Origin of the sequence: Vibrio chanodichtyis, assembly GCF_028863985.1 — a bacterium.
GTDB classification, from domain to species: domain Bacteria; phylum Pseudomonadota; class Gammaproteobacteria; order Enterobacterales; family Vibrionaceae; genus Vibrio; species Vibrio chanodichtyis.
In genome coordinates this window covers 40,247-53,920 of record NZ_JARBFT010000013.1, presented here as the reverse complement: position 1 = coordinate 53,920, position 13,674 = coordinate 40,247, and the positions used below count along the sequence as shown (strand labels likewise).

Here is a 13,674-nt window from a genome sequence, read left to right as displayed (position 1 = left end):
AACCAAAAGCAAGGCGAGTTGATAGTATTACCCGTGATTGTTTGCCCAGAAACGCTACTTTCACCTCATTTGCCGTGAATTTGTACAGCACTCAGCAGTAACACTAATTGGATTGACTAGCCTGATCGGTTGCATCATGGTTGAGGTGTGCTGAGCCAACATCTTGCTCAGCCGAAGCAGAGTGACGCGTCGCCCACCAGCAAAGCAAAGATCCAAGCGTAACCATCACCACGCCTTGCCAAAAATTCAAACCCAGCACAACACCCAATATAAGCGATGAAAAAATCGTCGAAATCACGGGAGTAAAATAAGACAGTGTGGCTAGCAACAGCATATTGCCGCGTAAAATCGCCACATTCCATAAGGCGTAACCACTGCCCATCACCATCCCGGTTAACAGTAAAGTGGCAACGCCCGATACAGAAAAACTCAGCGCTGGCTCATCACTCACTGCATATTGAATCCACAGAGTTGCAGCCGTCGCGGTAAAAAACAGAACAATGGCATTTTGCCCCTGCGCTAAACGCTGCGTTACATTGCAATAGATCGCCCAGATAAAAGCGCCACTCAAGGCCATGGCATACACCGCAGGATTAGTCGCGACCCGCGCGGTGAAATCGCTAAGTGCAATCCCTTGCTCAGCCACAATCGTCCATGCGACTCCCGTAAAAGCTAAAGCGACACTAGGATAGACCCACCGATTAACCGCGCGCTGGCTGATCAATACCGCGATCAACACGGTGAGTGCCGGCCACAGGTAGTTAATCACCGACATTTCGATCGCTTGTAAGCGATCATTAGCCATACCAAGCGCCAGCGCTAAACAGATTTCGTAGCTCACAAATAGAGCGCCGCCAATGAGCACATAACGCATGGAACCCGTTTTTAAACGAGGCAAACCCATAGTGAACAGCAAAAACACACTACTGACAGTATAAATCAGCGCCGCGCCACCAATCGGAGAAAACTCTTCGGCCACCCGACGGGTTAGAGCCATCAAGCTCCCCCAGAGTAGAATTGCGCCCACACCGTACAATGTGTGTTTATGAGTGACAAATGGTTGTTTCAAAGTAAGCCTCAAAAATGGTTAAAGCAGTACATCATCACATCTATCCGTTACACCGAATCTTTCAACGAACGTAAAATTCGAGCAGGAGTGCCACCCACTAACGAATCTGATGGAACATCCTGATTCACGACGGAATTAGCAGCCACCACTGAACGAGCACCAATCGTCACCCCTTGATTAATCACTACATTACCGCCGATCCAAACATCATCTTCAATCACAATCGATTGGCAGATGGTTTCCCACGCCCGACGACGACGATAATCCAGAGGATGCGATGCCGTATAAAATTGGACATTCGGACCAATCAATACATGGTTACCAATCGTGATCGACGCACCATCTAGCATCACCACGTTCATATTGATAAAAGTATTATCACCAATACGAATAGTTTTGCCAAACTCACAATGGAACGGTGGCTGTACACAACTTTTATCACCAAAATGAGCAAAAAGCTCACGCTGCAAAGCAGCTCGTTTCACTTGATCAACACTTTGGTTAATCTCAAGTTTTAGCTTTTCCACTTGGTTACGCAGCGCTTCAATTTCCGCCGATGAGCCGTCAAATGGTTCGCCTTTGAGCATTTTTTCTAATTCGCTCATATTCTTTCTCTCGTCATTGATGAATATCTAAGATTAATCGTTCATCCACAGATAAAAAGTGCCAATTAATAGTGAATCGATTTCCTCTATTATTCTTCTTTGACGACAGGCTCTAGGGTTTCACTACGACTGACCAATAATTGGTCAACTTTATAATTATCAATATCGACTACTTCAAATTTATAACCCGCATAGACGACTGAATCGGTACGGCGCGGAATTTTGCGCAGCATATACATCATAAATCCGGCAATCGTTTCGTAGTTTTGCTGCTGCGGGAATGATTCAATTTCAAAGGCACGCATCACATCGGTAATCGGTGTTACCCCATCAACTAACCAAGAGTTGCTGTCGCGGGCTACAATTTGCTCTTCACCTTCGGCCAAAACCCAAGTGCCCATCACCGCACTTTGCAAATCGTTAAAGGTGACAACCCCAACCACCAGCGCGTATTCATTCATCACCACCGCAAAATCGACGCGATTAATTTTGAAGTATTCCATCGCTTCGGAAAGGCTTAAAGTATCTGGGATGATCGGGCAACTGATCACCACGTTACTCTCTTTCAAATTCATGCCTTGGCCATTAATCACCCGTAGCAGCAGCGCTTTGGAATCCACATAACCTTTGATCAGATCTAATTGCCCATCACAGACTAAAAATTTATTGTGCGGATGCCGCGAAATTTTCTGTTTGATCAACTCTTCACTGTCATTCAAGCTCAGAAAAACCAAACTCTCACGAGCGGTCATAGCTGACGTGACCGGGATGGTCTGCATTTCAAACACACTTTCCATCATCTGCTGCTCGCCTTTATCCAGCACTCCCGCTTCCGCCCCCGCATCCATCACCGCGTAAATATCATCTGAGGTGATTTCGTCATTGCGCTCAGTCGGCAATCTCAAGGCCCGAAACAGTACGTTAGCGAACCCATTAAATAACCACACAATCGGCTTTAATATGGTAATACAAATCAGCATACCGCCAACCAATTGAGCGGCAATCCGCTCAGGCATCGCCATCGCAATCCGTTTAGGCATTAAATCGGCAATCAAAATAAACAGACTGGTCACCAGCATAAATGACAAAATAAAACTCGCTTGTCCTAACCAATTACTCGGGATCACGCCTTCAAGCAGTGAGCGAATATAAGGGGTAAACGCCGATTCACCGACAATCCCGCCCATAATCGCGACCGCATTAAGGCCTATTTGGACCACAGTGAAAAAATTGCCCGGATGAGCCTGCAACGCCAACACTTGTTCGGCGCGCTCATCGCCTTCATCCGCCATTTGGCGCAAACGTATTTTACGTGCTGCGGCGAGGGAGATTTCCGACATAGAAAAAAAGCAACTGGCAGCAATCAGCACCATGATGATCGAGATGTTTTCAAAAAAACTCATAAGTGACATCCTAAATCAATACCACGAAAAGCTTCAGCCGACAGAACTTGCATTTGCATAGCCGAAACTCATCAAACCTTGTTCAACGTGGTTATGTTAACACAATGCGATCAGGAAAGGTGCTTGGTTGCAAATCCGCAGAAAAAAGAAAACCCCACTAAGCAATCACTTAGTGGGGTTTTGGTTCTTACTCGCAGCAATCCAGCTACTGATAGGTGCTCCCTGCATCTATTCCTTGATCGTCTGCTGTATCCTTCAGCGCATTCCGTTTCATCGCCTTCCTAGCGGTGTCCCTTTCTCTGTCATCCTGACAGAACTCGCTTAATCCTTTAAGTTGTCCATTCACTTTCCGTTGATAACCATCCTAGTTATGCAGCTTCCAGCCAATGTCCTTTGCTCTCCCTGCCGACCATTCATCCTGAACAATCGAAATCTTCATCCTGAAGATGACCAATCCTTGGGTCTTTCCTGTTCCGTGTCTGCTTCCTGCTGACCAATCCACTTTACGATATTGGTAAATTTCAGCAATATCCGTTTGCTATCTTTAATCCGTTGAATTTGCACAAGATCAAAGAAAACACCTATATATCAATAAATTAAACCAGGAACCATTTAATTACCACTCGACTAAAGATAATATTTCCTACAAATCTTGTAAGAAATTTCTCACAAGGCACATCCTAAATTCAGAATATCTTGCTCGATGCGGCCTCAATCTTTATGTGATTGAAATCACAGGCAACTGGCCGCCAATTCAAGTGACCACGCAGCGTATCAATCTAGCTTGCGCTTCGACCGCAGAATGCCAAGGTGAGCATTTTCAAAGAGTAAGGGTATAGACTCCGAGTATAAAAATCGTGATAGTATCGCTGCCAATGCTCTCTTTAGAAACTTATCCGATAGCAAGGTCGACAATCAATGAGGAATAACGACATGATTTCAAAATGGGCACAACGTTTTTTCCAGATGGCCGAATTAGTGGGTTCATGGAGTAAAGACCCGTCAACCCAAGTCGGCGCAGTGATCACCAAGCAGAATCGCATCGTTTCCGTGGGGTTTAACGGTTATCCGCACGGTATTTCCGATAGTGCCAGCACCGATGATCGTGATATGAAATATTTAAAAACTCTGCATGCGGAAGAGAACGCTATTTTGTTTGCTAAACGCGATCTGGATGGCTGTGAAATTTACGTCACTCATTTTCCTTGCCCTAACTGCGCGGCTAAGATCATCCAAACCGGAATCGCCGCCGTACACTGCCCTGAGCAGTCTGCCGATTTCTTATCTCGTTGGGGCGATAAAATTAATGTCAGCCAAGAGATGTTTTTACAAGCGGGCGTCACGGTACATTGGCTGCCATTGGCTCAGATCAAGCATATCAATACCATTGAGCTGCCCACTGAATAAATGACCACCAATAGCCTTTGGGTTTGAGCATAACTCAAACCCATTTCCCATCCTCTAAGCCGTCCAAAGCACACGCAGCGCCAAAGCAATTAATACGATCCCGGAAAGTCTATCGATCAATACTGCTCGAGATCGCAAGCTATCGAGCAAGCGTGGCGAAGATAAAATCACGCTGATAAAGCTGTACCACAGACCATCGACCACCAGCGGGGTCAAGACAATCACGGTTTTGCTGCTCAGATCAGAGCCAACCATGACGTATTGACTAAATAACGCAATAAAAAACAGCGCGATTTTCGGGCTCAGCAAAGCGATCAGCAACCCTTCTTTGGCAGATTGCCAAACCGACACCGCGATACCCGATTCAAGTTTTGCTGCCACGCCACCTTTCGAACGTAGGGCATTCCAGCCTAAATACGCTAAATAGGCCGCACCAACATAACTAATAGTTTTAAAAAGCAGGGGCGATTGATGCAGCACTACCGCCAGACCAATTAAGGTAATAAAGGCATAGACACCAATGCCAAGCGCATGTGCCCAAGTCGCAGCCAAACCATTTTTGCGCCCTCCGGCCAAGCTGTGTTTGGCCACCATCGCCAAACTCGGGCCTGGCGACATCGCACCCAAAATACAAATCGTAAACAAAGATAACCAAATGGTCAGTGTCATGTGTAATCCTCACACGTTCTCGACAGGTGACAAGATGTTCAAACAGTTGAGAACTATAGAACAAAGTTTGCAAAATGTATCCCCCACAACTGAGGTGATAGGTATTGATAATTTGGCTTGAATAGAAAAAATCAGCCCCATGTTACAGGGGCTGAGATCGGTTTGACTTGGTACAACTGTCGCGGGTTAACTAGTCGTGCCGCAGGACATTTTGATCCAGCAAAGTACTGATAATATCTAGCGAATTCATACCGCTAAAATCAATCTGGCTCGCTAAATTTTCAATCACAATGGTTTGATGCACGCTGTTATCTGTAGTAACGCCTAATTGAAGATCATTATTCACCACTTGTGCGGTCAGTTGGTTCGACTCGCCGAGATTAGTCAAGATTTGTTCTAGCGACAGATTACTGCCAAGATCTTGCACTACATCGGTCAAATCAATGCTATCGCCTTGATTAAGGCTGAAATCCCGGATCCGATCGACTTGATCACTGGTACTGTCTGCGGTCCACTTAAACAGATCCGCCCCCGCACCACCAATCAAGATGTCATTGCCTGAACCGCCAATCAACACATCATCACCAGCACCACCTTGTACATAGTCATTGCCACTGCCTGCGACCAGAGTTATGCCACTCTGATCTGCGATCACGAAACTATTTTGTGTAGAACTGTGATGATCAAGATCGCTGCCATCTGGCGCAATTTCAATACGGTAATCAATCGAATTGCTGGATTGAGCTTGGCTACCATCACTTTCTGTCGTCAGTGCCGTCAAGATCAGATTATGTACCCCTTCGTCTAACCCCACCACTTTGAGATTAGGCAGCGCATCAGCAGAAGCCTCCCAGGTTCCATTCCCGACCTCAGTGATCTGACCGCTAGTGCTGGTTAAACTCGCGCCAATAGGTAAATGATCGACACGAATACTCAGCGTTTCATGTAAATCGACCAAAGCCGCTATCGCCCCTAACAGCGCAATACCTTGCGCGCTCACACTCTGGTTGGTGTAAATCTGCTGTGCATAGTTCAAGCTCGAATTGAGGCTCAAACTTGGCGCATTAGCCACCGGTGTCACTTGAATCGGATAGGTTTTGCTCTCTTCTAATGCGATGCCTGCCGCGTTCTCAAAATACACCCCTCGATCTTGCACCGTGACCGTGAACGCAATTTGGGTACCAGCAATCGCCCGCGCATCCACAAACACACCATAGCGAGGATCGCTATGATTCAGTAATCCATTAATCGCCTGCGGGCTACCTTCTAGCATCACACTACCATCAAGCGCATAACTTACTACCACTGAGCTACTGACTGGCGCTTGCACACTCAATAGACCTTGGCTAACACTGAGGGTTACGCTCATCACATCATTTGCATGTGCGCCTACATAATCCACATCCGACACGACAATGCCGGTCAATTTTTGTGCCGCTAGCTCACTGATCTGGGTGGTGAGATTGCTGCTATCCAGTTCTGGTTTATCATTGATCGCCGTCACTGCAACCGCGACATCAAACTGCTGAGCAGCACCAAGATGTTGATCGCCGGCTAAGCCGGTGTCGACCGATTGCACGGTAAAGTGCAACTGTCCATCCCAGTTCTGTTGGTTATTATCACCAGAATTGAAAATGACTTTATCCAACTGCTGCGCATTAATGAACAATACCCATACTCCACCACCCAGGTTGGTTGCCTGTGTGCCATCGAGCAAACTCAATGATGCCCCCGCAGGCACGCCGGAAACCTCTACTCGCAAGGTTTCCGGATGGTTTTCACTATAGTTAGTGCCGCCCGGTAAACTCTCGCGTTGGTCGAGGACCTGCGCTTTAAGCGCAATCTCGATCGCTTGACCTTCATCACCCTGCACATTAGTAGCGGGATCAATATCAATCTCATCGCCAACAGGATTGATGTTAAGCGTGAGTTGACTGGTGTATTCAACCGGTTGACCAAGCAAGGCCTCTTGGGTAAAGACTTTGATCCCCAATTGCACTTGGCCACTAAAATCTTGGGTTGGTTTAATCGCCAATGCCGAGAGATCTAAGCTGGTTAAGCTCGGATTACGGATCTGCACGCTCCATTCTCCAGCGCCGCTATTTTTCACCGCATAATCGCTCGAGAGCGACTTGACCAGAAAATCGGTTGGCAATCCAGTCAGTACTAACGAAACAAATTGCTCTGAACCATCAACATCCGTCAGACTCACCTTCAGGCCACCGGCTTGATCCGCCAACGCAATCCAACCATCTTCAATCCCAGTCACGGCCAGTGCAGCGCCGGAATTAAAATCAATATTATCGACGACCGGTTTGACCTCAAAACTCACTTGCGAGCTAAAGCTCTTGCCTGCATCACTGCTGAGTACGCCTTGTGAGCTGGCATTCGTTTCATCAAATACTGTGCTGTCGGTAATTTTGCCACTCACGTTAATTTGCACCGTATGCTGAGCATTACCACTTGGGTAATTAGCCGCCGGTTTAAAGTAAATATTGCTCAGCGCCGCAGGTAACTCGCTCTGAGTCAGAGTCAGGCTGCTACCCAAACTTTGTCCATTCCCATCAACAAATACGCCAGCATGACTGTCGCTGAGGGTCAAAATCACTTCACTCAACACCTCTTGGCCTTGAGTGGTAAGGTTAAGGCTGTCGGCCAAGCCAATCGCGAGATTGAGCTGGACAATCCCATCTTCATAAGCAATACCATCTTGCGTTGGCGTATCATGAGCCAGATCGGTTGGCTGATGATCGGCATCCAGTCCTAGAGTTCCCTTAACTTGCAGGCTCACCGCTGGTGTTAGGTTATTATCCAGTGGCTGATCACCGGCACTACTTGGCACATCCGCCTGCGGCGCAATCGCAATCGGAACTTGCGCTGTCATGCTTTTCTCGTCCCCTGATTGAGGATCCGTGGTGACGAAGGTGATCGGCAATTTAAAATCACCGGCATAATCACGTGGTGGGATCAGCACCAACCCTTGCAAGCCAGAAATGGAACCATCCGCCTGCAAGGTACCTTTAAACACGTACTGCCCATCAACAAAGTTGAAATCTTGTCCGACAATCGAGGCACCAGCCGGCAGATCACTGGCCTTAATCACGAGACTCAATTCATCAGCCACGCTATCGACCCCAACGGGGCTGAGCATCAATTTCTCTTGGATCTGTAGCCCCAAATCCACCGGTTTATCTTCCTGACCAATCACTAAATCATCCGCATTACCGACCCAATTAAGCTCAGCGGCCACACTGTGGTTGCCCGTTACCACGGTCGGGAAGCTTAATGTCAGTGAAGTGGTCGCCAATTGCGTGATTTTCGCCTCACGGCTATCTTCACCTTGGTCATACACTTTGGCACTAATGGTAATGTTAATCTCATTGAAGCCATTACCATCGGGATCATTATTGCTGCTGTAAATCAAGCCATTGGGCGCTTTAATGCTGAAATCTGCCTCATTGGTAATGGTCCAAGTGCCGTCACCGTTATTGATGGCCCCTGTAATGAATAACTGATCAAGTACCTGTTGTGACAGATTGCCAAAACTCACCACCAGTTGGTCAACCAACTCCATCGATTGATAACCGCCAGCCGTATTGCTGTCTAAGTTATCAAAGCGGATCACATTCGCCCCTAACTGACCGCCAGCAGCATCATTGATGGTAAAGTCAATCCGGCCATTAGCATCCGCTTGTACCACTTGGGTGACATGCCCACTATTTTCGACCAAAAGCTGCCCATCCGATTCCGCAATCGGATTGACTTTCACTGCAACCGAGCCGTGGATCACTTGCTCAGTAATACCTTGCCCAGGGTTCGTGGCATTGACATATTCGTGATCTTGCTCTTTAACGGTCAACACCGTGGTTAAGCTAAAATCGGTACTCGAATTATGCGGCGGCAGCACTTGAATATAACCTGAGGCCATCACTTGGTTGGAAAAATTGACCTCCGATTGTCCTGCGGCTGGGGTAAGCACCAGTACGCCATTGACTAAAGTGACCGGCTGATTATTAACCCAAACTTGGCTGCCCACTGGGAATCCGGAAATTTCGACGCGACTGAAATACTCTTGTCCATCTGGATACTGAATATTCCCCGCGCTATTTTGTGGCACCCAGTTGACGTTGATCCGAGAGTCTTCATTACCTACCGCAGCATTGTGATAGTTCTCAACCATATCAATTTTTGGCTCGACCAAAATACGAATGGTATTTTGCACTTGGCGCACATGACCATCGTCTTCCGTCACGATCACTGTCGCGGTAATATCAATATTTTTGGTAGACGATGCGGTCGGCTGAACCTGAATTCCGGTGATCACTTGCGCAACCGTCATATTCGCTTGGTAGGTGGGTTTTTGCTGACTATCGTAACCTGCAAACACCAAATCCACGCTGCGGCCATCACTGTCAAACAATTTTACTCCATCGGGGATATTGGAAAGCAACACGGAAATCGTCTCTGAGTGATCGCTTGGACTTTGCGCTAGCTCTCCCGAAAGAATCGTGAAATTGAGATCGACCGTGCTGTCTTCCTTAACGGTCACCATCACACCTTGATGAGTACCATCATTGAATCCTTGCCAGTGATTACCACCTATCGATTCAATCGCCGGCAAATCAGCGACCCCTTTCACCGCCACATACACAGTTTTACTGCCCAAGGATTCAATATCCTGTACTTGACCCGTCGATAAATTGGCGGTGTCTTTAACGATGCCTTGTACGACAAACGAAAAGTCTTGGTTACTGTGCGCTGTGGGTAAAACTTCCACTTGTGCCAGTACACTCTGTGGAATTTCATAATAAGTAGTGCCATTAGGATAGGTTCCAAGCGTGATCGGGCTCGCTCCCGCCCCCAGCCAAACCAGCGTTGCACCGCTGTCGGTAAAGTCCGACAAGCGTACAAACAGATTTTCGGAACCATCAACATCAGCAGAGCCGGTCATGCGAATCACTTCACTGAGCAGCAAAGGATCGTGCTCTACCCTTGGATCGAGCGCATTTTGACTGGCCGCATTATCCTCGAAAATCGAAATGCGATTGACCGTAAAGCTACCGCGATCCGCATCTGGGGAGACATCAATCACGATCTGCTTGGTTTCCGATTGCGCGGTCTGTTTACCCGTCACAAAGTTGGTCTGTTCTTGGCTTATTGCCGTCACATCCAGTTTGATTTGACCGGAGAAATTATCGCTTGGATCAACCTGCACTTGGCCAATTTTGTTGGCCGCGACCACATAGTAAGTGCCACTGGCATCGGTGGTGCTCGGGATCAATGAACCATCGCTGTATACCAATTTGGCATGCTGACCATTTTCGGTAAAGCGCAGTTGATAAGTGATCGTTTCAGGACTGCTACTGTCTTGCGTTTCTGCACTAATATTCAGCGGCACATGGCGACTATCTTCCTGGCCATCATAGTGAAATACGCTGCTGCTTTTCCAAGTGGCAATATCGGCTACGCTCTCAATTTCAATCCGCATCGTACCGCTCGTAGTATGATCGCGAACCCCATTATGTAGAATATCGACACTAACCGAAGCACTCATGCCATTGTTATCGGTCGATGTGTGGCGATCGGGTACAAAATACAGGTTATTGACGGTCGCGATGGTCCCATTGAGCGACTGCTGCACTAGCGCAGCTGGCAACACCACTCGACCACTGGCGGGATCCACCTCCAATTTGATCAATTGATTACTTGCATTGAGATAATAAAAATCGCCAGCGAGGCTGTTGGGATTCAAGATCGAAACATTGCCTAAACTTTCCGCTTGGTCGACATCGTAGAGGTTGATCTGTAAGGCTAATTTCAACGCATCGCCAGTTAGACCACCCAAATTATCTTGGGTATTACTTTGCTCACCAACCGGAACTGAGTTCAGTGATGCATCATGTCCTTGATCTTCATAACCGATAAATTTTTGTTGGGTAATAGTCGCTTTCTGATCCGAGATCGTGATATTCAGTTGCTCGGTTGAAGTATCCCGATCGTAATCAGTTCCAGTAACATTAACGGTAAATTTGATGTCATTACCTTCCGTGTGTTGCAACTGCGCCACAGGTTTAAAACTTGCGGTGCCATTCGGCTGAATCGTTAAGCTACCGAGATCGCGGCTCACGCCATTGATGATTTCCACCACCGTGACGGTTTTCAACGCACCATTGAGCTGCACATCATTCAGCAATTGATTGCCATCACGGAATTGAATATCGCGCCCTACGCTGTCAACCGCACTGAATTGGGTGATCACCCCACGATCTGCACCTTGAGTATCCGCGCTCAAATTATTATCACGTGAGAACATGTTGACCGATTGAAGCGCCGCATTTTCTTGCAAGGCAATATTTTTGTCATACAAGATCGGCACATCATCAACAATGGTCACTGGCAACAGGATTGACGAGCGATCACCATCAAAATCTTGGGCGAATAACGGAATATTCAGCGTCAGTTGAGTGGCATTGAGCGGATGATCCACGGCACCCGTTAAAGTAAAGCTATAGCTGCCATCAGGCCGCAGCACTAAGCTAAAAATAACCACGCCATTGGCGATCGCTTGATAAGTATAAATTTGACCATTAACGGTTGGTGTACCCCATACGACTGGCTGGCCTTGTGACGTCAATCCAGTATCACGGCCTGCACTGGTATCCAGTTGATAAATAACACCATCTGCGCCGGGAGTGGCAGTAAATTGTCCCGATACCGAAGTGGCTTCTTTGGTTTGATCGGTTCCCAAAGCCAAATCATCTTCATTCACCGACAAGGCTTGTGCGCTGATCACAAGTGGTTTGTCATCCAATACCGTGACCGGCAATACCATCGTTGAGCTATCACCATCATAATCGGTGGCAACTACATTGAAATTAAGCAGTAATTGATCACTGTTGACGGCGTGATCCAACGGTCCAGATAACGTGAATAAATAACTGCCATTAACATTGAGCTGCAAGGTGAAAATAACACTGCCATCTGGTTTACTCGCCGAATAGATATGGTTGCCATTGGCATCGACCCGATCGGTTAAGCTCAAGGTTTGACCGCCAGAGGTCACGCCGGCTAATGGATTTGCCGTCGGGTTCAAAGTATAAGCAACCACATGATCCGCACCTTGAGTGGTGGTGAATTGGCCAGTGGCTGTTAATGGCTCCTTGCTGCTGTCGGAACCTTTCACTAAGTCATCTTCACTCACTGATAATGACTCTGCTGCGTTAATGAGCGGTTTATCATCGGTGATCGTGACTGGCAGCGTGATACTGGTTTTATCACCATCAAAATCGATGGCTTGCACTTTAAAGTTCAATAACTTGCTATCGCTACCCACCGCATGATCAACCATCCCGAGCAGGGTAAAGGTATAACTGCCATTAGTATTGAGCAGCAAACTAAACACCGGGCTGCCACCCGCACTGGCGGTGTAAGTCAGATTGCCATTGCTATCAGCGACTGGAGCCGACAGCGTGACCGCCACCCCATGGGAGGTTAAGCCTTGTACTGGGTTGACACTGCTGTCGAGCTGATAACTGACCACCCGATCGGCGCCTTGTACCACGCTAAATTGACCCGTAGCACTGAGTGGCTCTTTGCTGACATCCGAGCCTTGCGCTAAATCATCTTCACTCAACGACAGCGGCTGCACCGCGCTAATGGTCGGTTTATCATCAACAATAGTGACGGGTAATACAATACGGCTGGTGTCGCCATCAAAATCGGTAGCCTGTACTTTAAAGTTCAGCAACTGGCTATCGCTACCCACCGCGTGATCCACCACCCCAAACAAGGTAAAGGTATAACTGCCATTAGTATTGAGCAGCAAACTAAACACCGCACTGCCACCCGCACTAGCGGTGTACGTCAGATTGCCATTGCTATCGGCCACCGGAGCCGACAGCGTGACCGCCACCCCATGGGAAGTTAAGCCTTGTACCGGATTGACGCTACTATCGAGCTGATAACTGACCACCCGATCGGCGCCTTGCACTACGCTAAATTGACCACTGGCACTGAGTGGCTCTTTGCTGACATCTGAGCCTTGCGCTAAATCATCTTCACTCAGCGACAACGGCTGCACCGCGCTAATAGTCGGTTTATCATCGACAATGGTCACCGGCAGCGTGACACTGGTTTTATCACCATCAAAATCGGTCGCCTGCACGGTAAAGTTCAATAACTGGCTATCGCTACCCACCGCGTGATCAATCACACCGAGCAAGGTAAAGGTATAACTGCCATTAGTATTGAGCAGCAAACTAAACACCGCACTGCCACCCGCACTAGCGGTGTACGTCAGATTGCCATTGCTATCGGCCACCGGAGCCGACAGCGTGACCGCCACCCCATGGGAAGTTAAGCCTTGTACTGGATTGACGCTGCTGTCGAGCTGATAACTGACCACCCGATCCGCCCCTTGTACCACGCTAAATTGACCTGCGGCACTGAGTGGCTCTTGGCTGACATCCGAGCCTTGCGCTAAATCATCTTCACTCAACGACAGCGGCTGCACCGCGCTAAT

The 13,674-nt window shown here is 47.8% G+C and carries 6 protein-coding genes; 1 reads left to right on the top strand and 5 read right to left on the bottom strand.

Annotated elements, in window-relative coordinates; translation table 11 throughout:
• Positions 1 to 103 precede the first annotated feature (103 nt).
• The 3 genes from yddG to PUN32_RS11730 form a co-directional block, all read right to left on the bottom strand.
• Positions 104 to 1,069 (bottom strand): aromatic amino acid DMT transporter YddG, encoded by a 966-nt coding sequence (gene yddG, locus PUN32_RS11740; RefSeq protein ID WP_274723399.1) that lies wholly within the window; start codon positions 1,067 to 1,069, stop codon positions 104 to 106.
• Positions 1,070 to 1,116: 47 nt separating this feature from the next.
• Positions 1,117 to 1,674, bottom strand: a complete 558-nt coding sequence (locus PUN32_RS11735; protein WP_274723398.1) for a sugar O-acetyltransferase — start codon at positions 1,672 to 1,674, stop codon at positions 1,117 to 1,119.
• 89 nt (positions 1,675 to 1,763) lie between these two features.
• A complete protein-coding gene (locus tag PUN32_RS11730) occupies positions 1,764 to 3,077 on the bottom strand; it encodes a hemolysin family protein (RefSeq protein WP_274723397.1) in 1,314 nt (437 codons plus the stop codon).
• Positions 3,078 to 4,010: 933 nt separating this feature from the next.
• Here PUN32_RS11730 and PUN32_RS11725 point away from each other — a divergent pair.
• A complete protein-coding gene (locus PUN32_RS11725; protein ID WP_274723396.1) occupies positions 4,011 to 4,484 on the top strand; it encodes a dCMP deaminase family protein in 474 nt (157 codons plus the stop codon).
• 54 nt (positions 4,485 to 4,538) lie between these two features.
• Here the strand turns inward: PUN32_RS11725 and PUN32_RS11720 are convergent, their stop codons facing one another.
• The gene (locus PUN32_RS11720) at positions 4,539 to 5,153 is read right to left on the bottom strand and encodes a LysE family translocator (protein ID WP_274723395.1); all 615 of its coding nucleotides are present in this window, start codon (positions 5,151 to 5,153) and stop codon (positions 4,539 to 4,541) included.
• A 190-nt stretch (positions 5,154 to 5,343) separates the two neighbouring features.
• Positions 5,344 to 13,674: T1SS-143 repeat domain-containing protein (locus tag PUN32_RS11715; RefSeq protein ID WP_274723394.1), on the bottom strand; the 8,331-nt coding region annotated here is incomplete at its 5' end.

What these genes read in the sequence shown, in the direction of transcription:
- PUN32_RS11735 (WP_274723398.1), bottom strand. Translation starts at nt 1,674, where the DNA reads ATGAGCGAATTAGAAAAAATGCTCAAAGGCGAACCATTTGACGGCTCA.
- PUN32_RS11730 (WP_274723397.1), bottom strand. Translation starts at nt 3,077, where the DNA reads ATGAGTTTTTTTGAAAACATCTCGATCATCATGGTGCTGATTGCTGCC.
- PUN32_RS11725 (WP_274723396.1), top strand. Translation starts at nt 4,011, where the DNA reads ATGATTTCAAAATGGGCACAACGTTTTTTCCAGATGGCCGAATTAGTG.
- PUN32_RS11720 (WP_274723395.1), bottom strand. Translation starts at nt 5,153, where the DNA reads ATGACACTGACCATTTGGTTATCTTTGTTTACGATTTGTATTTTGGGT.